This window comes from Paracoccus saliphilus, assembly GCF_028553805.1.
Classification (GTDB): domain Bacteria; phylum Pseudomonadota; class Alphaproteobacteria; order Rhodobacterales; family Rhodobacteraceae; genus Paracoccus; species Paracoccus saliphilus.
This window is the reverse complement of record NZ_CP067140.1, coordinates 2,141,741-2,168,147: the sequence shown is the minus strand read 5'-3', so window position 1 is coordinate 2,168,147 and position 26,407 is coordinate 2,141,741. Positions and strand designations below refer to the sequence as shown.

General features: G+C 60.4%; 27 protein-coding genes and 1 tRNA gene. 16 read left to right on the top strand and 12 right to left on the bottom strand.

Features of this window, described 5'->3' with window-relative positions; genetic code table 11:
- The 3 genes from kdpC to kdpA are packed head-to-tail and all read right to left on the bottom strand — an operon-like array spanning position 1 to position 4,364.
- On the bottom strand, positions 1 to 582 hold the full coding sequence (gene kdpC / locus JHX88_RS10410) for a potassium-transporting ATPase subunit KdpC (protein WP_076524076.1): 582 nt from the start codon (positions 580 to 582) through the stop codon (positions 1 to 3).
- A 12-nt stretch (positions 583 to 594) separates the two neighbouring features.
- Positions 595 to 2,619 carry a potassium-transporting ATPase subunit KdpB gene (kdpB, locus tag JHX88_RS10405; protein WP_076524078.1) on the bottom strand — a complete coding sequence of 675 codons (2,025 nt, stop codon included), beginning with the start codon at positions 2,617 to 2,619 and terminating at the stop codon, positions 595 to 597.
- A gap of 59 nt (positions 2,620 to 2,678) precedes the next feature.
- The gene (gene kdpA, locus JHX88_RS10400) at positions 2,679 to 4,364 is read right to left on the bottom strand and encodes a potassium-transporting ATPase subunit KdpA (RefSeq protein ID WP_076524080.1); all 1,686 of its coding nucleotides are present in this window, start codon (positions 4,362 to 4,364) and stop codon (positions 2,679 to 2,681) included.
- Positions 4,365 to 4,941: 577 nt separating this feature from the next.
- On the opposite strand from kdpA, the gene JHX88_RS10395 reads away from it, so the two are divergent.
- Positions 4,942 to 6,357, top strand: a complete 1,416-nt coding sequence (locus JHX88_RS10395) for a TrkH family potassium uptake protein (RefSeq protein WP_076524084.1) — start codon at positions 4,942 to 4,944, stop codon at positions 6,355 to 6,357.
- 256 nt (positions 6,358 to 6,613) lie between these two features.
- Here JHX88_RS10395 and JHX88_RS10390 read toward each other — a convergent pair whose 3' ends face one another.
- Both JHX88_RS10390 and JHX88_RS10385 read right to left on the bottom strand, forming a co-directional pair.
- Complete coding sequence (locus tag JHX88_RS10390; RefSeq protein ID WP_176011413.1) at positions 6,614 to 6,754, bottom strand: hypothetical protein; 141 nt, start codon at positions 6,752 to 6,754, stop codon at positions 6,614 to 6,616.
- Positions 6,755 to 6,767: 13 nt separating this feature from the next.
- The gene (locus JHX88_RS10385) at positions 6,768 to 7,247 is read right to left on the bottom strand and encodes a sigma-70 family RNA polymerase sigma factor (protein WP_272848264.1); all 480 of its coding nucleotides are present in this window, start codon (positions 7,245 to 7,247) and stop codon (positions 6,768 to 6,770) included.
- Positions 7,248 to 7,673: 426 nt separating this feature from the next.
- Between JHX88_RS10385 and JHX88_RS10380 the strand changes: the two genes are divergently transcribed.
- Entirely contained in the window at positions 7,674 to 8,465 is a 792-nt protein-coding gene (locus JHX88_RS10380) for a DUF5765 domain-containing protein (protein ID WP_076524088.1), read from the top strand.
- 107 nt (positions 8,466 to 8,572) lie between these two features.
- Here JHX88_RS10380 and JHX88_RS10375 read toward each other — a convergent pair whose 3' ends face one another.
- From JHX88_RS10375 to JHX88_RS10360, 4 genes are all read right to left on the bottom strand, one after another.
- Positions 8,573 to 9,880 (bottom strand): class I SAM-dependent methyltransferase, encoded by a 1,308-nt coding sequence (locus JHX88_RS10375; RefSeq protein ID WP_076524090.1) that lies wholly within the window; start codon positions 9,878 to 9,880, stop codon positions 8,573 to 8,575.
- Between the two features lie 372 nt (positions 9,881 to 10,252).
- Positions 10,253 to 10,810 (bottom strand): hypothetical protein, encoded by a 558-nt coding sequence (locus tag JHX88_RS10370; RefSeq protein WP_076524092.1) that lies wholly within the window; start codon positions 10,808 to 10,810, stop codon positions 10,253 to 10,255.
- 263 nt (positions 10,811 to 11,073) lie between these two features.
- Positions 11,074 to 11,475 (bottom strand): hypothetical protein, encoded by a 402-nt coding sequence (locus JHX88_RS10365; RefSeq protein WP_272848241.1) that lies wholly within the window; start codon positions 11,473 to 11,475, stop codon positions 11,074 to 11,076.
- Positions 11,476 to 12,192: 717 nt separating this feature from the next.
- On the bottom strand, positions 12,193 to 12,906 hold the full coding sequence (locus JHX88_RS10360) for a B3/B4 domain-containing protein (RefSeq protein ID WP_076524096.1): 714 nt from the start codon (positions 12,904 to 12,906) through the stop codon (positions 12,193 to 12,195).
- A 125-nt stretch (positions 12,907 to 13,031) separates the two neighbouring features.
- Between JHX88_RS10360 and JHX88_RS10355 the strand changes: the two genes are divergently transcribed.
- The 3 genes from JHX88_RS10355 (at position 13,032) to JHX88_RS10345 (ending at position 15,668) form a co-directional block, all read left to right on the top strand.
- Positions 13,032 to 13,649 (top strand): helix-turn-helix domain-containing protein, encoded by a 618-nt coding sequence (locus tag JHX88_RS10355; protein WP_076524509.1) that lies wholly within the window; start codon positions 13,032 to 13,034, stop codon positions 13,647 to 13,649.
- 5 nt (positions 13,650 to 13,654) lie between these two features.
- Complete coding sequence (locus JHX88_RS10350) at positions 13,655 to 14,284, top strand: FMN-binding negative transcriptional regulator (RefSeq protein WP_076524098.1); 630 nt, start codon at positions 13,655 to 13,657, stop codon at positions 14,282 to 14,284.
- Positions 14,285 to 14,453: 169 nt separating this feature from the next.
- On the top strand, positions 14,454 to 15,668 hold the full coding sequence (locus JHX88_RS10345) for an MFS transporter (RefSeq protein ID WP_141225775.1): 1,215 nt from the start codon (positions 14,454 to 14,456) through the stop codon (positions 15,666 to 15,668).
- A gap of 140 nt (positions 15,669 to 15,808) precedes the next feature.
- Here the strand turns inward: JHX88_RS10345 and JHX88_RS10340 are convergent, their stop codons facing one another.
- Entirely contained in the window at positions 15,809 to 16,069 is a 261-nt protein-coding gene (locus JHX88_RS10340) for a DNA-3-methyladenine glycosylase I (RefSeq protein ID WP_419182367.1), read from the bottom strand.
- Positions 16,070 to 16,191: 122 nt separating this feature from the next.
- Here JHX88_RS10340 and JHX88_RS10335 point away from each other — a divergent pair, with 122 nt between their 5' ends.
- On the top strand, positions 16,192 to 16,518 hold the full coding sequence (locus JHX88_RS10335) for a tyrosine-type recombinase/integrase (protein ID WP_084202936.1): 327 nt from the start codon (positions 16,192 to 16,194) through the stop codon (positions 16,516 to 16,518).
- 9 nt (positions 16,519 to 16,527) lie between these two features.
- Here the strand turns inward: JHX88_RS10335 and JHX88_RS10330 are convergent.
- Together JHX88_RS10330 and JHX88_RS10325 are read right to left on the bottom strand one after the other, a co-directional pair.
- A tRNA-Glu gene (locus tag JHX88_RS10330) sits at positions 16,528 to 16,602 on the bottom strand.
- Between the two features lie 114 nt (positions 16,603 to 16,716).
- Positions 16,717 to 17,667, bottom strand: a complete 951-nt coding sequence (locus tag JHX88_RS10325; RefSeq protein WP_076524102.1) for an AEC family transporter — start codon at positions 17,665 to 17,667, stop codon at positions 16,717 to 16,719.
- Between the two features lie 85 nt (positions 17,668 to 17,752).
- On the opposite strand from JHX88_RS10325, the gene gatC reads away from it, so the two are divergent.
- From gatC to pgl, 10 genes are all read left to right on the top strand, one after another.
- Positions 17,753 to 18,040, top strand: coding sequence for an Asp-tRNA(Asn)/Glu-tRNA(Gln) amidotransferase subunit GatC (gatC, locus tag JHX88_RS10320; protein WP_076524104.1), 288 nt, complete (start codon positions 17,753 to 17,755; stop codon positions 18,038 to 18,040).
- Entirely contained in the window at positions 18,037 to 19,521 is a 1,485-nt protein-coding gene (gatA, locus tag JHX88_RS10315; protein WP_076524106.1) for an Asp-tRNA(Asn)/Glu-tRNA(Gln) amidotransferase subunit GatA, read from the top strand. Before gatC ends, gatA begins: the two co-directional genes overlap by 4 nt.
- 34 nt (positions 19,522 to 19,555) lie before the next feature.
- Positions 19,556 to 20,137, top strand: a complete 582-nt coding sequence (locus tag JHX88_RS10310; RefSeq protein WP_076524108.1) for a hypothetical protein — start codon at positions 19,556 to 19,558, stop codon at positions 20,135 to 20,137.
- Positions 20,134 to 20,799, top strand: coding sequence for an N-acetylmuramoyl-L-alanine amidase (locus JHX88_RS10305; protein WP_076524110.1), 666 nt, complete (start codon positions 20,134 to 20,136; stop codon positions 20,797 to 20,799). The genes JHX88_RS10310 and JHX88_RS10305 overlap by 4 nt, the downstream gene beginning before the upstream one ends.
- A complete protein-coding gene (locus JHX88_RS10300; RefSeq protein WP_141225777.1) occupies positions 20,789 to 21,214 on the top strand; it encodes a GFA family protein in 426 nt (141 codons plus the stop codon). Before JHX88_RS10305 ends, JHX88_RS10300 begins: the two co-directional genes overlap by 11 nt.
- 405 nt (positions 21,215 to 21,619) lie before the next feature.
- Positions 21,620 to 22,429 (top strand): sulfite exporter TauE/SafE family protein, encoded by an 810-nt coding sequence (locus JHX88_RS10295; protein WP_076524112.1) that lies wholly within the window; start codon positions 21,620 to 21,622, stop codon positions 22,427 to 22,429.
- A 59-nt stretch (positions 22,430 to 22,488) separates the two neighbouring features.
- A complete protein-coding gene (locus tag JHX88_RS10290) occupies positions 22,489 to 23,685 on the top strand; it encodes an RSP_2647 family RNA methyltransferase (RefSeq protein ID WP_076524114.1) in 1,197 nt (398 codons plus the stop codon).
- On the top strand, positions 23,682 to 24,221 hold the full coding sequence (locus tag JHX88_RS10285; protein WP_076524116.1) for an RSP_2648 family PIN domain-containing protein: 540 nt from the start codon (positions 23,682 to 23,684) through the stop codon (positions 24,219 to 24,221). Before JHX88_RS10290 ends, JHX88_RS10285 begins: the two co-directional genes overlap by 4 nt.
- 60 nt (positions 24,222 to 24,281) lie before the next feature.
- Positions 24,282 to 25,733 carry a glucose-6-phosphate dehydrogenase gene (gene zwf, locus JHX88_RS10280; RefSeq protein WP_076524514.1) on the top strand — a complete coding sequence of 484 codons (1,452 nt, stop codon included), beginning with the start codon at positions 24,282 to 24,284 and terminating at the stop codon, positions 25,731 to 25,733.
- 2 nt (positions 25,734 to 25,735) lie between these two features.
- Positions 25,736 to 26,407 (top strand): 6-phosphogluconolactonase, encoded by a 672-nt coding sequence (pgl, locus tag JHX88_RS10275; protein WP_176011415.1) that lies wholly within the window; start codon positions 25,736 to 25,738, stop codon positions 26,405 to 26,407.

Genomic DNA, 26,407 nt, shown 5'->3' with positions numbered 1-26,407 from the left:
TCACTCCATCGGGGCGGATTGTGCGGGAAGTTCCGCGTCGAGAGCCAGGTTAGTCATCAAGACATTGACGCGCGGCTGACCGTAAATTCCCAGTAACGGATTGTGTATATGCGCGTCGATGATCGCAAGCACCTGCTCGGGATCGACCCCGCGCGCCTCGGCAATGCGCCGGGCTTGGCCCCGCGCGTTCTGCGGCGAGATGTCGGGATCGAGACCCGAAGCGGATGCCGTGACCGCATCGATCGGGGCGATGCCGCTGTTCTCGGTTTCCCAAGCATCGCGGCGCGCCTTGACACTTTCACGAAGCTCGGCCGAACTCGGCCCCAGATTCGAGGCACCCGAGGCCGCCGCGTCGTAATCCACCGCTGAAGGACGCGGATGCAGATAGGCGGGTTGCGTGAAACCCTGCCCGATCAGGGCGGAGCCTACCGGCACGCTATCGTCCCGCACAATCAGGCTTCCGGTTGCGGATCGCGGCGCGATGACCGACGCGATTCCCGTCATGGCGAGCGGATAGGCGAGCCCGGTCAGCAGCAGCATCGTGGCAAGCATCGCGCATGCCGGACGGATATGGGTAAGCATGGTCATGGCTCCTTATACGAGACCGAGGAAGGTCACGGCCATATCGATGGCCTTGATGCCCAAGAAAGGCGCGATCAGTCCGCCAAGGCCGTAGATTGTCAGATTGCGGCGCAGCAGGGCGGCGGCGCTCGCGGGGGCGTATTTCACGCCGCGCAGGGCAAGTGGAATCAGCGCAAAGATGATCAGTGCGTTGAAGATCACCGCCGACAGCAGGGCGCTTTGCGGAGAGGACAGGTCCATGACGTTCAGAACACCAAGCCCCGGAAAACCCGCGACGAAGATCGCGGGCAGAATGGCAAAATATTTCGCGACGTCGTTGGCGATGGAAAAGGTGGTCAGCGCCCCGCGCGATATCAGCAATTGCTTGCCCACCATGACCACTTCGATCAGCTTGGTCGGATCGCTGTCGAGATCGATCAGGTTTGCGGCCTCCTTGGCGGCAGGCGTGCCCAGGTTCATCGCAACCCCGACATCTGCCTGCGCCAACGCCGGCGCGTCGTTCGAGCCGTCGCCGCACATGGCGACAAGCCGCCCGCCTTCCTGCTCCTTGCGGACATAGTCCAGCTTCATTTCGGGCGTGGCCTCGGCCAGGAAATCGTCCACCCCGGCCTCGGCGGCGATGGCCGCGGCCGTTAGGGGGTTGTCTCCGGTAATCATCACGGTGCGAATGCCCATTGCCCTGAGTTCGGCGAAACGCTCGCGCATGCCGGGCTTGATCACGTCCTTCAGATGGATCGCACCCAGGATGCGGTCGTTTTCCGCCACCAGAAGCGGCGTGCCGCCGGACCGGGCGATTTCATCGACCTTCGCGCGCAGCGCCTGGTCTGCCGGGGCTCCGACGAAGGCCTCGACCGCATCGGTTGCCCCCTTGCGCAGGCGGGAGCCGGAAAAATCAACCCCGGAAAGCCGGGTCTGGGCCGAGAAAGCGACGGGTTCCGCACCGGGTTCGGGTTGTCGTTCCACCGGGCCCATCAGTTTTTCTGCCAGTTCGACGATGGATTTTCCCTCGGGCGTCTCGTCGGCAAGCGAGGCAAGAAATGCCGCCTGCGCAAGCTGCCTTTCGCTGATGCCCCGACCGGGCAGCAAGGCATCGGCCATCCGATTACCGAAGGTGATGGTCCCGGTCTTGTCGAGCAACAGCGTGTCAACATCGCCAGCTGCTTCGACCGCACGGCCCGATTTGGCGATCACATTGGCGCGGACGAGGCGATCCATCCCGGCGATCCCGATGGCGGAAAGCAGGCCGCCGATTGTCGTCGGGATCAGCGTAACGAAAAGCGCGGCCAGTGTGACCACCTGGATCACGATCCCGGAATAGCGGGCAAAGGGTTCGAGCGTGACCACGACCAGCAGGAAGATCAGCGTCAGGCCCGCCAGCAGGATGTTGAGGGCGATCTCGTTCGGTGTCTTCTGCCGCTCCGCGCCTTCGACCATCGAGATCATGCGATCGAGGAAACTCTTGCCCGACTCGGCCATGATCCTGATAATCAAGCTGTCAGACACGATCCGCGTACCACCGGTGACGCTCGACCTGTCACTGCCGCTCTCGCGGATCACCGGGGCGCTTTCCCCGGTGATCGCGCTTTCATCGACAGAGGCGACGCCGCGAATGACCTCTGCATCCGTCGGGATAAGATCGCCGGCCTCGACTAGGACCAGTTGCCCCTTGCGCAGCGACGAAGATGCGATCTCCTTCGGCGAGCTGTCATCCTCGTTTGCAAGCAGCTTGACCATGGTCTCTGCCTTGGTGGCGCGCAGGCTGTCTGCCCGTGCCTTGCCGCGACCCTCGGCCAGCGCCTCGGCGAAATTCGCGAACAGCACACAGACCCAGAGCCAGAAGGCGATTTGCAGGCTGACAGTGGCATCATTCGCGCCAAGTGCGGCATCGCGCAAGGCGAGAAGGGTAGTCATCGCGGCCACGATAGCGGTCACGAAGATCACGGCATTCCCCATCAACTGCCTGGGGTCGAGCTTGGTAAAAGCGGTTTTCAGCGCCGCCAAGTAAAGCCCCTTCGGGGCAAGTTCGCTGCGGGACATCTGTCTTGTCCTTGAATTGGGAAAGGTGTCGCGGCCACGGAAGCGGGCCGCGACGAGGTCTAGTAGCTTTGCCCGGCGATCACGGCCGTATGCTCGGCAATGGGACCAAGGGCGAGGACCGGAAAGAATGTCAGCGCCCCGAAGATTGCCACTGTGATAATCAGCAAGGTCACGAATAGCGGCCCATGCGTGGGGAAGGTTCCGGCGGTGGCCGGGCTTTGCTGTTTGGCAATCAGCGATCCGGCGATGGCCAGCATTGGCACGATGATCGCATAGCGGCCAAGAAGCATCGCAAGGCCGAGCGCCGTGGTCTGCCATGGTTCGGCCGCGCCCCAGCCCGCGAATGCCGAACCGTTATTGCCGACCGCCGAGGAATAGCCATAGAGGATCTCGCTCAGCCCATGCGGTCCGGCATCCTGCACCGATTGCAGCGCCATCGGCACCGTGGCCGAAATCGCTCCGCCGACAAGGATGCCCAGTGGCATCGACAGAAAGGCCAGTATCGCCAGCGTGACCTCGCGCGCCTCGATCTTGCGGCCCAGATATTCGGGCGACCGCCCGACCATTAGCCCGGCCAGGAACACGGCCAGCACGACATAAAGCAGCATCCCGTAGAACCCGGCCCCGACGCCGCCGAAGATCACCTCGCCGATCTGCATGTTGACCAGCGTGACAAGGCCGGACAGCGGCATGAAACTGTCATGCATCGAGTTGACCGAACCGTTGGAGGCGGCGGTCGTGGCCTCGGCCCAAAGAGCCGACAGGGCGGCGCCGAAGCGGAGTTCCTTGCCTTCCATGTTCGGCCCGGCACCGAGCAGCGGATTGCCCCCAGTTTCGCCGAAATGAATCACTGCAAGCCCCAGCACAAACATTGCCGCCATGGCGGCAAAGATCGCCCAGCCCTGCCGCCGGTCCTGCGCCATCCGACCAAACAGGAAACAGAAAGAGACCGGGATCAGCAGGATCGCCAGCGTCTGGAACATGTTCGAGACGATGGTCGGGTTCTCGAACGGATGGGCCGAGTTCACGCCGAAGAAACCGCCGCCATTGGTGCCCAATTGCTTGATGGCGATCTGGCTGGCCGCCGGGCCGCGCGCGATCACCTGATCGGCGCCTTCAAGCGTTGTGACATGAGCCGCGCCCAGCAAAGTCTGGGGCACCCCTTGAAGGATCAGGATTAGCCCCAGGATGATTGAAAGCGGCAGCAGGACATAAAGAACTGAGCGCGTCATATCGCACCAGAAATTCCCCAGCCCACTGTTCTTCGCTCCGGTAAAGCCCCGGATCACCGCGACCGCCACGGCCATGCCTGTCGCCGCCGAGACGAAATTCTGCAGTGTCAAACCGGCCATCTGGGCAAGATAGGAAAGCTGAACCTCGCCGGAATAGGCCTGCCAGTTGGTATTCGTGACAAAGCTGACCGCTGTGTTGAAGGCCAGGTCGGGAGACATCGCGCCGATCCCATCCGGGTTCAGCGGCAGCAATCCTTGCAGCCTGAGAATGGTATAGAGCAGGCAAAAACCGGCAAGGTTGAAGCCCAGCACCGCCAACACGTAGCCTCGCCAACCTTGCGAAGCGCCGGGTCGAATGCCGGCCAGACTGTAAAATCCTTTTTCGACCGGTGCGAGAACTGGCGAGAGCAGGTTCCGCTCTCCCGCGTAGACGCGGATCATATGGGCGGCGAGCAGATAGCCGCTCCCGGTCAGGACGGTCGCGTAAAGAATGTATCCGATCAGGTCGGGCATGGTCGTCTCCTCAGAAACGCCCCGGACGCGTCAGCGCCAGGATCAGAAAGACAAAAATCCCCGCCGAGACGGCGAGGCCAAGAATGAGATCCAGCATCACAGCCTCACAATCGGTCGATCAGGCGGGTTATCGCGGCAAAGGCAGCGAAACTGCCGATGCCGAGCGCCAGGTAAATCAGATCAGCCATTTCCAGCTCCTGCGTTTTCAATCGCAGCAGCCATCGCGCGAACCCGCGTTAAGGCGATATGTGAGTTTTCCCGGTATCGCGTAAAAACCGCGTAAAAGTAGCGAACGCGATACCCCTCGTGCCAGCACAATGATTGCAAATTCGGGGATTTGTGGACGGCCGACATAAGAATGCTGAATTTCCGCATCGTCGCAAGTCGGCCCCGAATTCTTCTACGACATCCGCGAACCCGATCACACAGCAGTGGCCAATGGATCACATTGCGGTCCTGAAGAGTGGTGGATCCGTGCGTGAAATCCCGGACCTGAAAACCTGTGACCCTCTCAAACAGTTGACCGGTTCTCTATGGGCTTCTAAGGGTCACCCCCTCGTGAAGCATTGAGGCTGCGATGAAATTTGTGACGTTCGTCAACGGATCAGTGCTTCTGTTCATGTCAGCGCTCATGTTGCTGGACGCGGCGATCTTTCCCGTGACCGGTTGGACTTTTCTGCTGGCAGGATTGACATGCGGGACGATGGGGAGTGCCGTCGCTCTCGCTGGAGGATCGCACAGGTCACAGCTTCACCGGCTCCACGGTTTTCTCATGACCGCAACCGTCTGGATTACGGCGGCTCTCGCAGGTGCAGTGCCACTCTATATGTGGGGTTTATCCCCGGTCGATGCCGTCTTTGAAGCAATGTCCGGCATCACGACGACCGGCTCCACGGTCATGGCCGGTCTCGATGACACTTCGAAAGGCATCCTGTTCTGGCGTTCCGTTTTGCAAGCTGTTGGGGGTATTGGCTTTATCGTGACTGGAATTGCCCTGCTACCGATCCTTCGCGTTGGCGGGATGCAGTTGTTCCGGACGGAAAGTTCGGAGCAGAATGAAAAGGAATTTGCAAGCGCCACACGCTTCGCGATTGCAACGCTGTTCGTCTATCTCGGGTTGATGCTGCTATGCGGGGTCGCCTATGCATTGGGTGGCATGAGCCTATTCGAGGCCGTGAATCATGCCATGACGACCTTGGCGACAGGTGGATACTCGACATCTGACTCGTCCTTCGGACATTTCGAGAGTCCCTTTCTACAATGGTCGGGAACCTTGTTCATGCTGCTGGGCGGGCTGCCTCTGGTTTGGTATATTCGGTTCTATACTCGCCGCTCTCTGCGGAACGAACAGGTCCGGCTGATGATCACCAGCCTCGTCGCGGTCATTCTCTCCATGTCGCTTTGGTTGAGCATTTCCGCAGATTTGAATTTTCTAGTGGCAGTGCGACTGGTCGCATTCAATGTGGTCTCCGTTGTCACCACAACAGGCTATGCGACAACGGACTATTCGACCTGGGGGACCATTGCGGTCGCGGCGTTCTTCATTCTCACCGCTGTGGGCGGCTGTTCCGGATCAACCGCCGGAGGCACCAAAGCAATGCGCTGGGTCATCTTGGGACGAGCAATAAAAGCTGAACTCGCCAGAATGCGGCATCCAAATTCTGTGAATACTATCCGCTATGATGGGCAAAAGGTTGAACCTGATGTGCTAAACGGTGTGATTTCGTTTGTCGCAATCTTCTTTGCGACATTTCTGCTGGGAGCCGCAGTGCTGAACCTGCTGGGGCTAGATTTCACGACTGCAGTCAGCGGGTCCCTGACAGCACTGGCCAATGTTGGTCCGGGTCTTGGCGAAATCATTGGGCCCGCAGGCAACTTTTCCATGCTGAGCGATCCAGCGAAACTAACGCTGGTCGTTGGCATGTATTTGGGACGGCTGGAAATCCTGACCGTGCTGATCGTTCTTGCTCCGAATTATTGGCGAGCGCTCTAATAAAACCTGCCGAATGGTGATCAACAATACCTGGTCTTTTATGGCCCTCTCGTAGATGGCGCTTTCGGAGGCGTGGTACTGGATGTCTGTTTCGTTCCGCGTTGTCTGCATCCGAGCGACGCTCGACCTTTACAATCGCAGCGAATGTCCACTCTCACGGGACGCACCGCAGCATGCTACTGCGCTCGCAAGGTTCGGTCAGGGCAGGACTACCTCTGCAACCGGGTCTTCGCCCGCGGGCGGTGACGCCGGAGGATCAATCGGGCCGCGCGACGGTGACGTGGGTGACGTCGGTCGTCTCGTAGAGGAAGCAGGCCGCGCAGGAGGCCAGATAGAAGTTCCAGACCCGGCGGAATTGGTCATCGAATGACGTAGATCTCGCGTCGTTCCCGAACATGGGATCGGACTGATCACAGTCGTGACCGTATGAGCCCTTGTCTGACGGCGTCGTCTTGCTCGAGGGACAAGACCGCTGCAAGACTCCGCTGTCCACGCTTCCTGCGGTTCTCAATGGTGATGGTGGCACAGCCGCACATCGCGGCTGCCTCGTCATAGGAGAACCCCGCTGCTCCGACCAGGACCAGCGCTTCGCGCTGCTCAGCGGGGAGAGTGTTGAAGGCGCGGCGGAAACTGGCAGGCTCAAAAATACCGTCGTGATCGGGCTCGATCGCCATTCGTTTGCCACGGATGCCGTTCTCGACGACAGTCTCGCCAGCTGCCTCTCGAAACTCCGAGTAGAAACTGTTGCGCAATATAGTGAAAAGCCAGGTGCGCATGTTCGAACCGGGTTCAAGTCTGTCGATGGTTGCCCAGGCCGTGACCACGGTGTCCAGCACAAGATCGTCCGCCCGCGCGCGATCCCCTGTGAGGGACCTTGCGAAGGCGCGCATCGACCGAAGTTGCTTGACGATATCTTCGCGAGGATTGGCGTGAGCTGCCTTGTTCCTTGCCGGTTTCGCGGGACATCTCTCAAGAAAACGCAACTTTGTTGCTATCTGATGGGTCATGTTCTCTCCATGCGTCATTCCGGCAGCGGGCATGCGACAGCTCGCTCAGAAGGTGATGTGAGATATCGCGAAGGAGGTGCGCGTTCGGATGAAACGGGTGACGCTGATACAATGTAAGCGTGCCGTGTTTGCGTTGCACTGATCCACGTTAGCCGAGCATGCGGTATCGTTTTCGAGCGATGAATCACAACAGGCATCCGAAATCGATGGGTCCTGAGCCTTGCCCCTGCTTTGGTCCCAAGCCAAGCTGGGCGGCTAGGGGTAGTGTGCATCCTTCGACTGTCGTATAATCAGGAAAAGGTTTCTTAAATGTGCTGGAGCGGCGAAGCGTCGGCGGTTCTGGCGGTAGCTGGATTCGCAACAACCGGATACGTGGTCTGGAAAGGCGAAAGTCCGCGTCTTTATACGGCGCTGGCTTATTTTTCGCTGATGGAGCTCCTGCAGGCCGTTACCTATTCCGTGATCGGCCAGTGCAGCCTCCCGGCCAACCAGATCGCCACTATTCTCGGCTACCTCCATATCACCTTTCAGCCGTTTTTTATCAATCTTATGTCGATGTATTTCATCCCCGATCACATCCGGAAAAAGATTGAATATCCTGTTTATGCGCTGTGCTTTGCCTCTGCGGCGATGATGATCCTGCAGCTCTACCCCTTCGAATGGGCGGGGCGGTGCATGATTGGTGAAGCTCTCTGCGCCCGAAATTTATGCTCGGTGCACGGCAACTGGCATATCGCCTGGAATGTCCCGATCAACGGCCTGACCAATTTTGTAGTCGGAAACGTCTGGACGGATTTCCTCACTCTGTATCCAACCTACATGATAACGGGCCTGATATTGCCGTTTCTCTACGGCTCGTGGCGCTTTACGCTCTATCACTTTTTTATTGGACCGCGGCTGGCCATGCTGTTGACAGATAACCCGAATGAGGTGCCCGCGATCTGGTGTTTGCTGTCAATCGGCATCCTTATCCTGGTGGTGAAAACACCAATCAGGAAGTATATGCATGTCAAGAAATGGCTGCTGTGGCCGGAAACGATCCGAAGCATGAAGAAACGGTCAGGCCGTTCGCGGTCACAGCCAGGCCCGGGTAATCGCTGACTTGACGGCGATCATGAAGAACCGGTTCGATCCGGGTCCTTTCCAATGATCGTCAAACAGATAACGCACGCGACCGCCCGTCGCATGCACAGCTCAGATCTCTACCTTTAGCTTGCGGAACTTCCTTCCGATTTTTCCGCGTGATGCGATCTCGCGTCATAGATATAGTTTCGGCGGAATGGATAAACGGATTGGGCTCCCGGCATTTCGGGTGTCACGATTTCATGATCCGGGCGGACAAGCAGAATTTGATAGAGCGCCATCCACCCCTGCTCAAAAGCCAAGGCACAGCCAGCGAGATAAAGCTCATAGGCGCGGAGCATCTCTGCTGCCCGAGCAGGACCCATGCTGCGCGCAAGCACGCGGCCGGCTTCCGTCAAGTTGGCTTCAAGTGCATCTGACCAGGACCAAAGTGTTTTTGCATAATGCGGCCGCAAATTTTCGGTATCGACCATTTCCAGCCCAGCCTGTGAAAGCACACGGATCGCATGACTGACATGGATCAACTCGCCGCCGGGAAAGATGTATTTCTCAAGAAAATCCCCGAGTCCTCCGGCGACCATGGCATTGTCCAGGCCTGTCGCAGTGATGCCGTGGTTCAGCACCAGGCCTCCTGGTCTTACAAGACGGTAAAGGCACTGAAAGTAAGGTCGCATATTGGCGCGCCCGACATGCTCAAACATTCCGACAGAAGCGAGTTTGTCGAAGGGCTGTTCCGGATCGAGATCCCGGTAATCACATAGCAGGATATCGACACGATCGCTCAGCCCTTCGGCGGCGATCAGGGCTTTCACATGGTCGAACTGGTTCCGAGACAGGGTGATGCCTGTCACATTCACGCCGTAATGGCGCGCGGCATGAAGCATCAAGCCGCCCCAGCCCGCACCGACATCAAGAAAGCTCTCGCCGGCCCGCAGATCAAGTTTACGGCAGATGAGGCCGAGCTTGGCTTCTTGGGCCTCGGCAAGGCTCATACTCGGCTCACGAAAATAGCCGCAGGAGTATATCCGCTTGGGGTCGAGCCACAGTGCGAAGAAGTCGTCAGAGATATCATAGTGAGATTGGATGTGGCCGACATCCTTCGAACGGCTGTGCCGCAGAAAGGATCGCACGCGAGTAAATGCGCGTGCCCACGGACCTTGTTGAACCGGACGACCGCCATCGGAAACCATCTCGGCAACTGCTGACATCAAATCGCGCAACGAGCCTTCGATCCGAACCCGATCCTTGACGATCGCCTCTGCCAGTCGTTCCAGACGGCCTGTCGCCAGAGGCACCAGCGCAGCCGCATCCGCAAATACCAAAGTGACGCGGGCCTCGCTACTTCCCAGCCGCTCACCAGAAGGAAGCCGAATAGCCAGTGGCATTGTGAGCTGATCCAGTTTGCGCGCGACGATGACCTTCAGTTTCGGCATTCGCAACCTCGAGATGTGCTAAGTAAGGCTCCTCAAAGAAAAACAAGGCCCGGCAGCTCGTCATTGGAAGCTGCTGCAGCCCTCGGGGCGGGCATGTCGCATAATAACCTACCTCTGCGGTAAAGTGCCAGAGGCGTCAGATTTGCGCCTCAGCCACCATTATCGTGGTTCTTCTTGCCGCGACCTTCAATGGCAGTAATGTCCAGCACTGCCGTTATTCGGCCTCCTAAACTGCTACGGGATGCACGAACGGCAGGAATGCGAAAGCTGCACTGCGGCGTCATTACCGTCGGGCAATGGCAGGTCTGGGCCGTCCATGTCGATGCAGTCGTCGTCCAATGCAAACGGCGCGTTCTGCATCGCCTTGAGCCGCTATTCAAACGCATCCTTTAGGTCAGCAAGGTGATCTGCCAACTCATCAGGGTATCCCCAGCCGATTCGACCATCAACGCGGTCAAGCTCCGTCTCAAGCGAAGGCATAAATTCCTCAAAAAGCCCCTGATCTTGCTGTTTCAGCAGAGTTTGGACAACACTTGAGAACATTGAACACAAACTATCATAGAAGCCCTCGTCGATATCCCCGAACTCGAGCGTGAAATCATTTCCGCATTTGACGTAGTAGATCATGAGGGTCAGCGTATCGCGGATGTTGCCATTGGCTTTCTTGAATTCACTGATGGCTTTTCTGCCTTCGGCCAGTTTTACATCCTGCTTCCAAGGTTTCTTTGGGCTGATGGCATGCTGAATTCTTGTCATGTAGGGGGTAAGATGACACTGCGTTGTATCTTCACTCAATAAACGAGCATGAATGAAGGACGCGTTCTCTGCATTTAAACGATATAGGTCCTGCACAAGCCCAAGCAATTGGATCGAAGAAAACCCAGACAGAACTGGCTTGACGTCTTTCCATGAAATTTTCGCACTGCTCATCGCCTCTCTCCCCCACGAAAACGCAAATTGGGGTAATAATACGCACGAGATTTTCCGGTGGAAACCCATTTGTAAACAACTGCTTGGGTCGCAGCCGTCAACACATCAAAGCCACGCGGCGCAAGTCCGCATTGACGGACTGCGCCGCCGCGTCGAGGTGAAGAGTTCAACGGCCACTCTGGGCCGGAACGCTTTTGGTAGGTCGTGCCAAAGGGTATTTTTAATCCCGATCTTCAGGATGGCTTCCAAAATTGGAAACCTGACTACGAGTCTTCGGCGGCCACGCGCCAAAATTCGACGGCTTTTTTGAACTCTGCCGCGTAGAAGGCTGGGTCCTCCGATCCCGAAGGGTCGCCGTCGAAGCACCCAACGCGCCGCGCGCAGTCGAAAAAGCCCGGCGCGGGCAGTCCATGCCGTGCCTTGCTGACCACGAGCGCTGCGATCAACGGGCGGGCGGCGGCGGCGTCCTCCTCAATCAGGTATTCCAACGCGACGGTCAGTTGATGGATCGTATTCGGCGGCGAGAGATCCAAGGCCTTGGCAAGTGCTTGATAGGTGATGGGAACTGCATGACCGGCAATTCGGCAGAGATAACTCCGGATCCGTGGTGCCAACAAGTTGGCCGTACACGCACCATCGCCCGTAGTCGAAACAACAAGTCGCAATTAGTCCCTCCCAGTTTATATCAACCTGCGACGTCCTTTCTAAACAGTCAACTTCCGAAAGCGGACATGCGAAGCGCGCCCTACCAGGTATCCCAGTTACGCAGTTGCAGCGAACGGCGGTTTCAGCGGGCAGCGTTGCAGCACTGAGGCGCACCAGCAAAGGCAGCTCTGGTCCGAGATGGCAGGTTGACCCGACGCTGTCACCCTAACTTTGCAAAGGTCTCTATCTGCGCGCTTTCGCCGTTCGTGTTTCTGAAATGCTACACGAGGAACTAACGGCCGGTTCTACGGGCTGCACCGCAGAGTAGCGAGGACACGACGAGTGGCCGGTTTGGGCCGGCCTTTCCACCTTCCCTGTGCTGCACCCGCGAAACGCTGCACCCGCGCGGTGTGGCAAGACGGGCTCGAACCAGACTTGCGGCAGCGCAGCACCCCGACGGTGGGCCCGACTTGAAGCAACATTCAAATTCGGCCCACCACGGAAATTCAAGGTAAGGGTCTCCGGCTCAGTGCGGCTTCACCGAACCGGCTGTTTGTGCGTCGCGCAGCATTATCATGCGCCTCATGACCGTAGCGGGACCTTCCTGGCATTCTGTGAACCTGAACAATCGCTGTAGCGGCGGTAAAGCAGCCGTAAGGTAAGACGGAACGCAGACCGACACGAACAGCCTTGGCCATTTCAAAACCGGCCAAGGCAGAAATTTGCGCGAACCCCCATCAAGTCAAGGCCACGGGAGTACCTTGGGGCCTGATTGCATCGTACTGCATGACCGACACATTCAGAACAGACGACAACCGTTGCAAACCAACGATCAGGTCCTCGCCCGCCTGCAGCAAAGCTTCAATCGGCATCGGGTCCAGGCGTTCCAGTACGAACCACATGTCTCGCGAGCCTTCGGTGATCTGCGTGCGCGGGCCTTGCCGCCAGTTCCAGCGGCGACAGGTGACACCAGTGTTGTCGCGCCAGATGACCTCGCCCGGATCGGGTGCTTCAACGACGGGCTGGCCGTCCACTGTGGTGTGGAACGGTTCTGACCCGGTCGCCCTGCACAGGTGTGGCGTACCGTCATAGGACGTCGCGTCTTCACCGCCGACCGGGATGGCGAATCGAAGGCTGATCGCATTGTAAAGATCGACCACGGCGTTCAGCGGGCGCATCTGCCCGTCCTTGAGCGCTCGCTTGCGCAGTGCCTCGGCCGACGAGGGCGTGCGCTTCGGTTTGGCTCCAAACGCGCGATAGGCTTCGCGCCAAGCGTCAAGATGTGCTTCGGCCCAGGGATTGCCTTCGAGGGCCGCGATGGCCTGCGCAAGCTGGGCTTCACTGTCCGACATGCTGGCGATGTTGCGCCCATTCTCAACGGACAGGCTGAGGGCAATGAAGTCAGGGCGCAGGGTGAAGATTTCAGGGTCGATGATGGGGTGAAGGGGCATCGGAGCCTCGCGGTTTCCGGGTCCACCACTCTCTGACAGGGCGCCCTGCATATGTCAATAAAATGACCGAAAAGGTAGATTAGACATGCATTGACAGGGAAATGTCGGAAGGCTATGCGATCATAATGACCGAATCCACAGCCACACCTCTGAATGATATCGCAACCGCGGAAGAGGCGGCCATCGCTGCCTTGGTGGCGGAACGTATTGGGTCTTTGCGGAGGGAAAAGAAGCTGTCCTTCGATGGGCTGTCCCAGCTGGCGGGGGTCAGCAAGGGCACGCTGGTGCAGATCGAGCAGCAGCGTGCAAATCCGAGCATCTCTACCTTATGTCGGCTTGCCGCCGCGCTGGAGGTCTCAGTGGCTGATCTTGTCGCTCCGCCGGGCATCGGGGCGCAGGCTGTGACGCTGGTGAACCGGGCGCAGGCGCGGCGGTTGTGGGCAGGCCCCGAGGGGGGTGCAGCAGTGCTTCTGGCCGGGACGACTGGCCCGGACATGCTGGAGATCTGGGACTGGGTTCTGATGCCCGGCGAGCGTTTCGAGGCGGCGGTGCATGGCCGTGGCACCCGTGAGCTTTTGCACGTGACCGAGGGCAGCCTTGTGCTGGAAGTCGATGGCGCCAACCATCTGATCGCTGCCGGAATGTCGGCCATCGCGCTGACCGACCGCCCCCATGCCTATGCCAACCTTACCAATGAACTGGTCCGGTTCTCCATGACCGTTCATGAACCACCCAGGGAATAGACGCGATGTATCAACCTGCCCACCACCGCGAAGACCGCCTTGAGGTTCAGCACGACCTGATCGAGACGCACCCCTTCGGCCTGTTGATCTCGACCGGCGCCGACGGGTTGCTGGCCAATGGCCTGCCGTTTCTGCTGCAACGGAGTGAGGGCGAATTCGGGCGGTTGCAGGTGCATCTCGCGCGGGCGAACCCGCAATGGCGGGGGCTGCATGGCCAGGATGTGCTGGTCGTGTTTCAGGGGCCGCTGACTTATGTCACGCCAGCCTTCTATGAGACCAAGCGCGAGACGGGCAAGGTCGTGCCGACATGGAATTACGTCATGGTGCAGGCGCGGGGGACCGCGCACGTACGGGACGATCAGGCCTGGCTCGATACCCAGATCGCCGCGCTGACCGATCGGCATGAGGCGGCCCGCGCCGAGCCGTGGGAGGTTTCGGATGCGCCCCGCCCTTATATAGAGGCTCAACTGCGCGGGATTGTTGGAATCGAGATCGACATCCGCCAGATCGAGGGCAAGTGGAAGGTCAGCCAGAACCGATCAGAGGCTGACCGCACGGGCGTGGCGCAGGGCTTGGCCGAAGCGCATTCCGACATGGCCGCAGTGGTGCGGCGCTATGGCGATCTGGACGGATAGGCGTCCAGATCCAGACCCTGGCAATCCAAGCGGGCGAAGCGGTCGATCCGGAGACGCGCGCTTCATCGCCCGATCTGACGATAGTGGCTTCCGGAAGCTTGTTTCGATTTTGTTCTCGTCAACTTGAGTGAGGACAGACGACACCAGAATGACATGAACGGGGAGAACGATGCCGGACAACAATGTCGCAACCAACGCTGCGGCGTATTCGGCCTCTCCGGAACGCCTTGGCCGCGGGGCTCTCCTTCGCTGGTTTATATCGTCCGCAGCACTGGCTGTCCCACAAGCAGCAAGTCCTGTGGCGTTTTCGCTTCTGGCATTGAGTGTGATTGGCGATGCCAGAGGCGGTGCCGCTCTGATCCTTGCGATGACCCTGGCCCAAGTCGTTGGCGCGGTTCCGATCACCCGTCTTGGAAAAAAGCGTTCAGAGGCAACCTTTCTGAAATTTCTGGTGATCTTCCGAACGCTGGCCCTCTTCGCGCTGGCCCTCTGCGCGTATTTCGAGGTTTCATTTGTCTTGCTCATCATTTCCGCAGCTATTGCCGGGCTGGTCAACGGAGCGGCCTACGGATACCTTCGCTCTTTGCTCAACCACCTGACGACAGAATCCAAATTGCCCCGTGCGCAGGGGATTGCAGCCACTCTGAATGAAGTAACTTTCGTTCTTGGACCAGTAGTTGCTTCGGGGCTCGGTACCATCTCTCCGGTCTTTGCGATAGTCGTACTTGCGATAGTCGGGGGGACACCAACCCTTCTGATCCCTAAGGTGGACGCAAAACCGGCAGATGTTACCTTGCAGGTCAGCGGATCAGTTTTGACCCCTGCCATTTTGCTGTGGCTCACCTGCGCAGGGACTGCCGGCGCGACCGTCGCCGCTATTGAAATCGGAGCCGTCGCCCTTGCCTTGAAGTTCGGTTACGAACCCGCGCTCGCCATTCTTTTTACAGTTCCACTGTGTTTGGCTTCCGTTGCCGGCGGCATCTGGATCAGCATCAGGAACCGTTTATCTAGCCGAAAAGCCGTATTCGCCCAGTTGTCCATTATGACATTCGGGATGGGCTTGGTGGCGTTGGGCGTTTCCCTGACTGTCACCATAATCGGCGCCGTCATCATAGGTCTGGTGCTGGCCCCATTGGGAACCTACTATGCGCTTATCTTGGACAGGCTTGCTCCACCAGAGAAGCGACCAGAGGTGTTTGCTCTGCTTCGCACCTCCTATTCGGTCGGAATTATATTCACGAGCGCTGTGTTGACAGCGATAACCTTGGAAGCCGCGTTGATTGTGATTGCGGGATCAATGTTAGCCATCACTCTTTATGTAGGCTTCGTCGATCGGTCGCGCCACGAAGGCGAAGACTACGGTTCTACTGGCGATACAAATTGATTGGCGAAAAAGGGTATGTCTGGGCCCGTTGCAGTCATACGGCCGCGGAGTGAATCCTCTCGATTTGACACTATCTGAATGTCCGCTGCCGCCAAACTGGCTCGATCCACCCGCAGGTCGGCATGCCATCCGACGCCTCATCATGTTGGGCGCAGAAAGCTTTCCCGCGCCCTTTTCACGTCTTCATGCAGGACACAGCCTTCGACGTGATCGTTTATCAATCCCATGGCTTGCATGAAAGCATAGACCGTAGTCGGGCCGACGAATTTCCAGCCGCGCTTCCGCAGTTCCTTCGACAGGGCTACCGAGGCGGGCGACGTCGACCGACTTTGTGGTCGTGCATCGTCATTTTGCGGTTCGAAACCCCAGATGAAGGCCGCGAGCGATCTCCCATTCCCCAAGCAACCCAAGAAGATCAAGGACTACGTGGCCGCTGAGTTCATTGCTGATTTTTTGGCGGGTAGCAGCTCGCGTGTGACGTTGTCGATTATGGGCCGAGCTGGAGCAACTGCCCCGCGACGTGATGCTGTTCCTGAACCACGGGGCAGGGCGTCCATACAAGCCCGAGAGCTTTGCCAATTGGTTCAAGGATCAGTGCATTGCGGCGGGGCTGCCCCATTGCTCCATTCACGGGCTGCGGAAGGCTGGCGCGACTCGGCTGGCCGAGCATGGGGCATCGGAATACGAGATCATGGCCTTCCTCGCCCACAAGACGCCGCATGAGGCTGCGACCTATACCAAGGCAGCCGGACGCGCCCGATTGGCCGATGGCGGTATGAGTAAATTGCCCTCATACCAGAAATTGCAGGGCAATCATGATCTGCAAGCATCTGAAAAGAAAGGGAAATAAGCGATGGAGTGGCAGCCCGTAGGGGAATCGAACCCCTCTTTCCAGGTTGAAAACCTGGCGTCCTAACCGATAGACGAACGGGCCACTTTTTTGGCTGCCAAGGCTGTCCCGGCGGCGTGGAGCGGTGTTTAGGCGAGCATCCTTTCGGGTGCAAGTGGAAAAATTCAGCCGATTGGCAAATTTTTCAGGGGGCCGGGTTCACACGGACAAATGGCTGACCATGATCAGCCACAGGGAAAGCGTCAGGGCCGACAGGACAGTCTGCCATGTGAACATATCGGCATAGAAATCCGCGTCACCACCCATTTGCCGCGCGAGGATGAAGCCGACCGAGGCCGCCGGAGCCGCAGTCAGCAACACACCCGAGGCGATCTGGTCGGCGGGAAGGCCGAGCACCAGTGCGATTGCCAGGAACAGCATCGGGCACATCACCAGCCGCATCGCCACGCCGATCCACATCGCCGGGTCACTTTGCCACAGGCGCTTGATCTCGATTCCCGCGCCGACCGACAGCAAGCCGACGGCCAGCGCGCCCTGGCCCAGCCAGTCGAGAGGCGCCAGCACCCAATCGGGCAGGGCCGCGCCCGAGATGTTCAGGGCCAGCCCGGTCAGGCAGCCGAGGACAAGCGGATTGCGCGCGACCTCGCGCGTGATTCGCTGCCATGTCTGGCGGCGGCTGGATGCCTGTCGGTTGTGGTCGTCCTCGGGCGGGAACAAGGTCAGCATGACGATCGACGAGATGTTGAAGGCCGGGATCAGGAAAGCCATGGCGACGGCGAGGTCGCTCAACGCGGCCGGGCCGAGCCCATTCGCAGCGACTGCCAGCACCAGCAGTGAATTGAAGCGCATGGAGCCCTGGAACATCGAGGTAAAGCGTGGGTTCGTCAGTCTTAGCGAGCCGCGGGTCAGGATTGCGGCGAATGCGGTTGCGGCGAAGGCTGCCGCGAGGGCGAAAACATAGGTGCCAAGCGAACCCAGGGACAATTCCGAACGATAGATCGACGTGATCAGGATCGCCGGAAACAGTAACCTGAAACCGAGTTGTTCGACTCCCGGCCAGTTCTCTGCCGCGATGATCCGAAAGCGTCGTGCGAGATGCCCCAATGCGACAAGGGCGATGACGGGCAGGATCGCAAGGGCGGCTTGCATGCGGTTCTCCGTGCAGTGCATTGCTTCGGCTTCTTGCAGCCTCGCGCACAGACTTGTAAACCGCCGGACAACGAAAGGGAAAGCCATGTCGATCACCGAAAACGAGGCCCGCAAGGTCGCGCATCTGGCGCGGATCGCGGTCGAGGACGAGGCGCTGCCGGCGCTTGCACGAGAGCTGAGCGGCATTCTGCAATTCATGGAGCAGTTGAAAGAGGTCGATGTCGAGGGCGTCGAGCCGATGACCGGCGTCACCCCGATGCGACTCAAGCGGCGCGAGGATGTCGTGACCACGGGCGGGATGCCTGAGAAAATCCTCTCGAATGCGCCCGATGCGCGCGAGGGCTTCTTTGCCGTGCCGAAGGTGGTGGAATGAGCGATCTGAACAAACTGACGATCTCCGCAGCCGGAGATGCGCTGCGCAAGGGCGATGTGACCTCGGTCGAACTGACCGATGCCTGTCTTGCCGCGATCGAGGAAGCAGGGGCACTGAACGCCTTTGTCCATGGCACGCCAGACAAGGCGCGCGAGATGGCGGGTGCTGCCGATGCGCGGATCAAATCGGGTGATGCAACCCCGTTGACCGGGATCCCGCTTGGCATCAAGGACGTGTTCTGCGTCAAGGGCGTGCCGTCGCAGGCGGCCAGCAGGATTCTCGATGGCTTCAAGCCCGAATATGATTCGACGGTGACGCAGAACCTGTGGGATGCAGGCGCTGTCATGTTGGGCAAGCTGAACATGGACGAATTCGCCATGGGCTCGGCCAATGAGAACAGCTGCTATGGCAAGGCGGTGAATCCCTGGAAAACGGCGGATGGGCGTGAATTGACGCCGGGCGGTTCCTCGGGCGGTTCGGCGGCTGCGGTTGCGGCCGATCTGTGCATCGCGGCGACCGGCACCGATACCGGCGGTTCGATCCGTCAGCCTGCGGCGTTCACCGGGACGGTCGGCATGCGCCCGACCTATGGCCGGGTCAGCCGTTGGGGCGTGATCGCCTATGCCTCCAGCCTCGATCAGGCCGGGCCGATGACCAAGACTGTTCGCGACGCGGCAATCATGCTGGGCGCGATGGCTTCGGTCGATGAAAAGGACTCGACCAGCGCCGATATCCCGGTGCCGGATTTCGAGGCGGCGCTGACCGGCGATATCCGCGGCAAGAAGATCGGCATCCCGCGGGAATATCGCGTCGAGGGCATGCCCGCCGAGATCGACCAGCTATGGCAGAAGGGCGCAGACATGTTGCGCGATGCCGGGGCCGAGATCGTGGATATCAGCTTGCCGCATACGAAATACGCTTTGCCTGCCTATTACGTGATTGCGCCGGCCGAGGCGTCCTCGAACCTCGCCCGTTATGATGGCGTGCGCTATGGGCGGCGCGCGAAACTGGGGCAGGGCGACGGCATCACCGAGATGTACGAGAAGACCCGCGCCGAGGGATTCGGTCCCGAGGTGCAGCGCCGCATCATGATCGGTACCTATGTCCTGTCGGCGGGTTTCTACGACGCCTATTACAACCGCGCCCGAAAGGTGCGCGCGTTGATCAAACGCGATTTCGACGAGGCTTATGCCCAGGGAATCGACTCGATACTTGCGCCCGCCACCCCTTCGGCGGCCTTCCCACTGGGGGCGATGGATCAGGCCGATCCGGTGCAGATGTATCTCAACGACGTCTTTACCGTGACCTTGAACCTTGCCGGTTTGCCGGGGATCTCGGTTCCCGTGGGGCTGGACAAGCAGGGTCTCCCGCTTGGATTGCAACTGATCGGACGGGCCTTCGAAGAGGGCGAATTGCTCAATCAGGCACTTGTTCTGGAACGGGCGGCGGGATTTGTGGCCAAGCCGGAACGCTGGTGGTAGGTTGCGGACGACATAGATATCTGACGGAGGCACAATGCGCGGCTGGTTGGTGATTTCGGTGCTGGCGCTAGCCAGCTGTGGTGAGCATCGGGGCTGGAACCCGAATTATCAGTTCGGCGCGGGCCCCTATGGCGAATACCGTGCCGAGCGCGAGGCCGCGCTGGTCTCGGACAAGGAGTCCCCGCAGACTATCCCGGTCGCCCGCCCCGCCAAGGCGCCGACGGCCGAGGCGATCGCCGGACGCTCGCCGGTGCCGGCGCCGGCAACGATGGGGGTTCGCTCGGGCTCCCGGACCGATGGGAATGCGCCGGTCCGGATCGTGCCGGACGACATGCTGCCCAAGACTGAATCCGGACCCTATCCGGGCTCTACCCCGGCCCTGGTGCGCTATGCGTTTGAGGCGGATCATCAGCCGGGCACCGCAGCCTATTCCCGTAACGCCGGATCATCTGCGCAAGCTGCCCAGGCATGCGCCAGCTACGAATCGACGGATGCCGCCCAGACAGCTTTCCTCGCCGCCGGCGGGCCGCAGCGCGATCCGCGCGGCATGGACCCGGATGGCGACGGCTTTGTCTGCGGGTGGGATCCTGCGCCCTTCCGTAAATCGCAGCTTTGACTGACGGCGCTTATCCAAGCCCCAATCACGGCGACAGGCGCGGCTATCGTCCCGAATTGATCGTGTTGCACTATACCGGCATGAGCGATGCGCCTTCTGCCCGTGCCCGCCTATGCGATGCCCAGGCCGAGGTCAGCGCGCATTGGCTGATCGGCGAGGATGGCGGTGCCGAGGCGCTGGTGTCCGAGGATCGCCGCGCATGGCATGCCGGGGCGGGGGCGTGGCAGGGGCGCGAGGATGTGAATTCCCGCAGTATCGGGATCGAGATCGCCAATCCCGGAGACCGCCCTTTCACCGCCCGGCAGATGGATGCCCTGACCGATCTGCTTCGCGGGATCATGGCGCGCTGGCGGATCGGCCCGGATTCGGTGATCGGCCATTCCGACATGGCACCCGGCCGCAAGATCGACCCCGGTCCCCGGTTCGACTGGCAACGTCTTGCCCACGAGGGGCTTGCCCTCTGGCCGGATGACGGCCCCGACCGCCCATTGGCCGAAAGCCTTGACATCATCGGCTATCCCGGCGGCGATCCGGAACTTCGCCTTGCCGCTTTCCGCCTGCGATTCCGCCCATGGGCCCATGGACTGGAAACCGCCGAGGATCGCCGCGGCGCCGCCGGGGCAGCGGAACTCTATCAGAGGGAACGGAAACATGCCGGTTGATTTCGACATGACAGAGGCGCGGGCCGCTTGCCATTGCGGCACCGTCCAGTTGCGCCTGTGCCTTGAAGAAGGCTTGCACAGTGCCCGGCGCTGCGATTGTAGCCTTTGCCGGATGCGTGGCGCGGTGGCCGTTAGTGTACCGCTTGATGGGCTGACCGTCCTGTCTGGCGGGGACGCGCTCAGCCTCTACCAGTTCGGGACCCATGTGGCAGAGCATTATTTCTGTCGTCACTGCGGCATCTACACCCATCACCGCCGCCGCTCGAATCCCAATCAATACGGCGTCAATGCGGCTTGCATCGAAGGTGTGAGTCCTTTCGATTTCCCATCGCTAGAGGTTCTGGACGGCCAAAATCATCCCGAGGATGGCGGTGGCGGTATCGTCGGCACACTTCATTATCGCCCCGCCGAATAGCGCTTCTTGCATACTCCTGAGCGGGCAGAAACACTCAACCCTATATTTGCAGACCTCGGAAAAGCCTGAACTCGTTTCGAGAGCATGTCGGGCCTGACCGGATTCGCACCTGGCACCTTCTTCTTCATCCAAATATCCCGGGGGTCCGGGGGCAGCGCCCCCGGCCGTCGCGGGACGCAAATAAACAGGTTTTCCGATTCAACGCGATGCGCTCTAGGAAGAACCGAAATGTGGAGATTCCGCAATCTGCCGGGGCTTCACAGCCATCAAGACCCGGTTGATGTGCGTTTCAGCAGGCATCTCCGCATCGACAAGTCCCGAGACAGCGAGGCGCTTCCCGGATGTGGCCACATAACGCGTCTCTTCCCTCTGGCACATGTCTGACGGTCAGGCTATGGCGCGCGCATGGCGAATTATCTCTTCCCCGCATTGATCCTTGTCACCACCGGAGCCTTTGCCGGCATGTTGGCCGGCCTATTGGGAATCGGCGGCGGAATCGTGTTGGTACCGGCCTTCCTGCTGCTGTTCACGCAGGCGGGATTCGGCGGGCCCGACGTGATGCAGCTTTCCCTGGCGACCTCACTGGCGACGATCATCGTCACCTCGATGCGCTCGGTCATGGCGCATCATCGCAAGGGGGCGGTGGATTGGCAGGTGCTGCGAAGCTGGGCCGCGGGGATCGGGATCGGTGCGCTGATCGGTGTGCTGACGGTCGGAGCCCTGCGGACGCAGGTATTGCAATTGATATTTGCCGGGCTGGTCATCATCATCGCCAGTTATATGGCGATCTCGCGCGTGCATTGGCGGCTGGCCGAAGAGATGCCGGGCGGTTGGCGCCGCATCGTGATCTCGCCGCTGATCGGGTTTGTCTCGGTGCTGTTGGGGATTGGCGGAGGCAGTATCGGTGTGCCCCTGATGACCCTGCACGGCCGCTCCATTCATCGTGCCGTGGCGACGGCGGCAGGCTTCGGACTGCTGATCGCCGTACCCTCTGTCGTGGCTTTCCTGTTCCTGCCGGTGTCCAACGCGCCGCCAATGACGGTCGGTTCGGTCAACCTGCCGGTATTCCTGCTCACCATCGCCATGACGCTGATTACCGCGCCGCTCGGGGCCAATCTCGCGCATCGCACGGATGCGCAGCGGCTCAAGCGGTATTTCGCGGTTTTCCTGCTGCTGGTCGCCTTCAACATGCTGCGAAAGACATTGATGGGGTAAAGCCCCGTCTTGTGCCTGTCCGGGCATCGTGCCAGATCAGCGGCGAAAGGATTTTTGCCATGAGCGATCTGCCCGTCATCCGCCTGCGCCCGAAATCGAAGCCACAGGCCATCCGTCACGGTTTTCCGTGGGTTTTCGCGGACGAGGCAGTGCTGGATCGCCGCACGCGCGGCTTGCCTGCGGGCGGATTCGCGGTGCTCGAGGATGCCGAGCGTCGGCCCATGGCGCTGGTGACGGTGAATCCGGCCTCCAAGATCATCGCGCGGGTGATGGATGCCGATCCGGCGGCGCTGATCGATGGCGACTGGCTGCGGGCGCGGCTGACACGCGCTTTGGCGATGCGCGAGCGGCTGTATGATGCGCCTTTCTACCGGCTGGTTCATGCCGAGGCGGACGGGCTTCCGGGACTGGTCGTCGATCGCTTCGGCGATGCCGCCGTGATCCAGCCCAACGCGGCCTGGGCCGATCGCATGGCGGGCGAGATCGCCGATGCGCTGGCGGATGTTACTGGCGTGAATACGGTGATCCTGAACGGGCAGGGGCGCGCGCGCGGATTGGAGGGGCTGGACGAACGGACAGAGATCCTGCGCGGCACAGCTCCCGAAGCGCCCGTGCAGGTTACGATGAACGGCGCGGTCTATCTGGCCGATCTGATGGGCGGGCAGAAAACCGGGCTCTTCTTTGACCAACGCCCGAACCATGCCTTCGCGCAGAAATTGGCGCAGGGGGCAGAGGTACTGGACGTCTTCAGCCATGTCGGTGGCTTCGGGCTTGCGGCGCTGGCGGCGGGGGCCTCGCGCACGACTTGTGTCGATGGCAGTGCACCTGCCTTGGAACTGGCTCAGGCGGGGGCGCGGGCGATGGGCGCGACGGACCGGCTCGATATCCTGCAATCGGATGCCTTCAAGGCGATGGAAGCGCTGGCCGAAGAGGGCCGCCGTTTCGATCTGGTGATCTGCGATCCTCCTGCTTTCGCACCCTCGAAGCAGGCATTGGAACCGGGATTGCGCGCTTATGAACGTGTAGCCAAGCTGGCCGCGCCTCTGGTCGCGCCGGGAGGTTATCTGGTGCTGTGCAGTTGCAGCCATGCCGCCGACCTGACCCAGTTCCGCAATGTCAGCGCCCGCGGCATCGGTCGCGGCGGGCGTCGCGGGTTGTTGATCCATAGCGGGCAGGCCGGGCCCGATCATCCGACGCTGCCGCAACTGGCCGAGACCGGCTATCTCAAGGCGCTGTTCTTCCGGCTGGACGGATGAAGGCGGTTCTGGACGCCAATGTGCTATTCCCTACTATCCTGCGAGAGATCCTGACCGATCTGGCCGCAATGGGCCTCTATCAACCTCTCTGGTCGGCGCGGATACTGGCCGAATGGCGTCATGCCGCAACTCGCCTTGGCCCGGATCAGGAGGCGATGGCCGGTGCCGAGATCGCGCTTCTGGCCGAACGTTTTCCCGATGCCGCCATGCCCGACGATGGCACCCGCGCCATCGATCTGCATCTGCCCGATCCCGCTGACCGTCATGTGATCGAGGCGGCCCTGGCCGGTGGCGCCAAGCAGATCGTGACCGCGAATCTGCGCGATTTTCCGCGTCCCGTCATGGCGGGGTTGGGATTGCGGGCGATCCATCCCGATGCATTCCTGCTGGATCTGCATCGCCGCGATGCCGCCTCGATTGCCAATGCCGTGCAAACCGCCCGTGACAAGGCAGCCCGGATGGGAGGTGAAATGACCGTGACCGAAATGCTCAAACGCAGCCGCCTGCCACGGCTTGCCAAGGCGCTGAAAGGTTGAAACGAGTTGCTGTTATCGCTAACAAGAGATATGGCGGATGCCGGTGATAAGGAGGACAAGATGGTCTCGCGCGTCATTCCGGTCGATGATTTCGACCTTGTGATTTTCGGAGCAACCGGTGACCTGGCGCATCGCAAGATCCTGCCGGGGCTGTTCCGCCGCTTCGTTGCGGGGCAGATCCCCGAAACCTCTCGCATCATCGGCGCGGCAAGGACCGAGCAGGACGATGACGCTTTCCGGGCCGAGACCGCCAAGGCGATCACCGAATACGCGGGCGTCGAGAAGAACGATCCGGATCTGGCCAAGTTCCTGGAGCTTCTGAGTTATACCGCGATCGATGCCAAGGGCGAGGGCGGCTGGAAGGAACTCAAGGCGCGGATGCGCAAGGGGGCGGTCCATGCCTTCTATTTCTCGGTCGCGCCCTCGCTGTTCGGGGATATCGCGGAACGCCTGCACAGCCATGGCATTACCGACAAGCACAGCCGCATCGTCGTGGAAAAGCCCTTTGGCCGCGACCTGGAGTCCGCCCGTGCGCTGAACACCATGCTGGCCCAGCATTTCCATGAGCAGCAAATCTATCGCATCGATCATTACCTGGGCAAGGAGACCGTCCAGAACCTGATGGCTGTGCGATTTGCCAATATCCTGTTCGAGCCGCTCTGGAACGCGCAGTTCATCGATCATGTCCAGATCACCGTGGCCGAGACCGTCGGCGTCGCGGGACGGGGCAGCTATTACGACAAGTCCGGCGCGATCCGGGACATGGTGCAGAACCACATGATGCAGCTTTTGTGCCTCATCGCGATGGAGCCGCCATACCATTTCGATCCGAACGCGGTGCGCGACGAAAAGCTAAAGGTGATCCGCGCCTTGGAGCCGGTCGAGGGTGCCGATATCGTGCGCGGTCAGTATCAGCCCGACGGCACGGAGCCCGGCTATATCGAGGATTCCGAGAACCCCGATTCCCGGACCGAGAGCTATGTCGCGATGAAGGTGCGGATTTCGAACTGGCGCTGGCAGGGAACGCCTTTCTACCTGCGCACCGGCAAGAAACTGCGCGCCCGCACCTCCGAGATTGCGATTACCTTCAAGGAGCCGCCGCATTCGATCTTTGACGACACCGGCGCGCCCAGGGCCAACGAGCTTGTCATCCGGCTGCAACCGAACGAAGGTATGAATCTCAAGGTTATGATCAAGGAACCGGGGCCGGGCGGAATGCGTCTGGTTCAGGTGCCGCTGGACATGTCCTTCGCGGATGCCCTGGGACCGGAGGGGGCCGATATGCCGGACGCCTATGAACGGCTCATCATGGATGTTATCCGGGGCAACCAGACCCTGTTCATGCGTGGCGACGAGGTCGAGGCGGCATGGGCATGGACCGATCCGATCATCAGCGTATGGGAAGACAGCAAGCAGCGCCCCGAACCCTATGATGCCGGCTCCTCGGGGCCGGAAGAGGCGCTGCGCCTGATGCATCGCGACAACCGTCGATGGAGGGAGATTCGCGCATGAGCATTGATTTCAAGGAATATCCCGATCGCGAGATGCTGGCCCTGACGCTGGCCGACCGGATCGCCTCGCAGCTTGGGCAGCATCTGCGCTCTGCCGACACGGCGAGCCTTTGCGTTCCGGGCGGCACCTCTCCGGTGCAGGTTTTCGATACTCTGAGCGCGGCCGATCTGGATTGGGATCAGGTGACCGTTTTTCTGGGCGATGAGCGGTGGGTCGATGGCGATCACAAGCGCTCGAACAGCCGGTTGCTGCGCCGTCACCTGCTGAAAGAGCGGGCGGTGGCGGCCAATTATATCGATCTCTATACCGGCGATCCGCAGCCCGAGGATGCGACGGATAAACTGGCCGAGGCCCTGGCACCGCATCTGCCGGTGACCGTGGCGCTTCTTGGCATGGGCAATGACATGCATACGGCCAGCCTCTTTCCCGGTGCCGACCGGCTGGCCGAGGCGCTGGCGAATGACGCGCCGCCGCTGATGGCGATCCGCGCCGACGGGGCCGAGGAGCCGCGCATCACCCTGACCCGTCCGATCCTTTCGCAGGCGATTCATGTCCATCTGCTGATCATGGGGCCGGAAAAGCGCGAGGCATTGGAACGGGCGCAGAAACTTGACCCCATCGAGGCGCCGATCCGCGCCTTTCTGGACGCCGCGACCGTGCATTGGGCGGAATAA

What these genes read in the sequence shown, in the direction of transcription:
- kdpC (WP_076524076.1), bottom strand. Translation starts at nt 582, where the DNA reads ATGCTTACCCATATCCGTCCGGCATGCGCGATGCTTGCCACGATGCTG.
- kdpB (WP_076524078.1), bottom strand. Translation starts at nt 2,619, where the DNA reads ATGTCCCGCAGCGAACTTGCCCCGAAGGGGCTTTACTTGGCGGCGCTG.
- kdpA (WP_076524080.1), bottom strand. Translation starts at nt 4,364, where the DNA reads ATGCCCGACCTGATCGGATACATTCTTTACGCGACCGTCCTGACCGGG.
- JHX88_RS10395 (WP_076524084.1), top strand. Translation starts at nt 4,942, where the DNA reads ATGAAATTTGTGACGTTCGTCAACGGATCAGTGCTTCTGTTCATGTCA.
- JHX88_RS10390 (WP_176011413.1), bottom strand. Translation starts at nt 6,754, where the DNA reads ATGTTCGGGAACGACGCGAGATCTACGTCATTCGATGACCAATTCCGC.
- JHX88_RS10385 (WP_272848264.1), bottom strand. Translation starts at nt 7,247, where the DNA reads ATGCGCGCCTTCGCAAGGTCCCTCACAGGGGATCGCGCGCGGGCGGAC.
- JHX88_RS10380 (WP_076524088.1), top strand. Translation starts at nt 7,674, where the DNA reads ATGTGCTGGAGCGGCGAAGCGTCGGCGGTTCTGGCGGTAGCTGGATTC.
- JHX88_RS10375 (WP_076524090.1), bottom strand. Translation starts at nt 9,880, where the DNA reads ATGCCGAAACTGAAGGTCATCGTCGCGCGCAAACTGGATCAGCTCACA.
- JHX88_RS10370 (WP_076524092.1), bottom strand. Translation starts at nt 10,810, where the DNA reads ATGAGCAGTGCGAAAATTTCATGGAAAGACGTCAAGCCAGTTCTGTCT.
- JHX88_RS10360 (WP_076524096.1), bottom strand. Translation starts at nt 12,906, where the DNA reads ATGCCCCTTCACCCCATCATCGACCCTGAAATCTTCACCCTGCGCCCT.
- JHX88_RS10355 (WP_076524509.1), top strand. Translation starts at nt 13,032, where the DNA reads ATGACCGAATCCACAGCCACACCTCTGAATGATATCGCAACCGCGGAA.
- JHX88_RS10350 (WP_076524098.1), top strand. Translation starts at nt 13,655, where the DNA reads ATGTATCAACCTGCCCACCACCGCGAAGACCGCCTTGAGGTTCAGCAC.
- JHX88_RS10345 (WP_141225775.1), top strand. Translation starts at nt 14,454, where the DNA reads ATGCCGGACAACAATGTCGCAACCAACGCTGCGGCGTATTCGGCCTCT.
- JHX88_RS10335 (WP_084202936.1), top strand. Translation starts at nt 16,192, where the DNA reads ATGCTGTTCCTGAACCACGGGGCAGGGCGTCCATACAAGCCCGAGAGC.
- JHX88_RS10325 (WP_076524102.1), bottom strand. Translation starts at nt 17,667, where the DNA reads ATGCAAGCCGCCCTTGCGATCCTGCCCGTCATCGCCCTTGTCGCATTG.
- gatC (WP_076524104.1), top strand. Translation starts at nt 17,753, where the DNA reads ATGTCGATCACCGAAAACGAGGCCCGCAAGGTCGCGCATCTGGCGCGG.
- gatA (WP_076524106.1), top strand. Translation starts at nt 18,037, where the DNA reads ATGAGCGATCTGAACAAACTGACGATCTCCGCAGCCGGAGATGCGCTG.
- JHX88_RS10310 (WP_076524108.1), top strand. Translation starts at nt 19,556, where the DNA reads ATGCGCGGCTGGTTGGTGATTTCGGTGCTGGCGCTAGCCAGCTGTGGT.
- JHX88_RS10300 (WP_141225777.1), top strand. Translation starts at nt 20,789, where the DNA reads ATGCCGGTTGATTTCGACATGACAGAGGCGCGGGCCGCTTGCCATTGC.
- JHX88_RS10295 (WP_076524112.1), top strand. Translation starts at nt 21,620, where the DNA reads ATGGCGAATTATCTCTTCCCCGCATTGATCCTTGTCACCACCGGAGCC.
- JHX88_RS10290 (WP_076524114.1), top strand. Translation starts at nt 22,489, where the DNA reads ATGAGCGATCTGCCCGTCATCCGCCTGCGCCCGAAATCGAAGCCACAG.
- JHX88_RS10285 (WP_076524116.1), top strand. Translation starts at nt 23,682, where the DNA reads ATGAAGGCGGTTCTGGACGCCAATGTGCTATTCCCTACTATCCTGCGA.
- zwf (WP_076524514.1), top strand. Translation starts at nt 24,282, where the DNA reads ATGGTCTCGCGCGTCATTCCGGTCGATGATTTCGACCTTGTGATTTTC.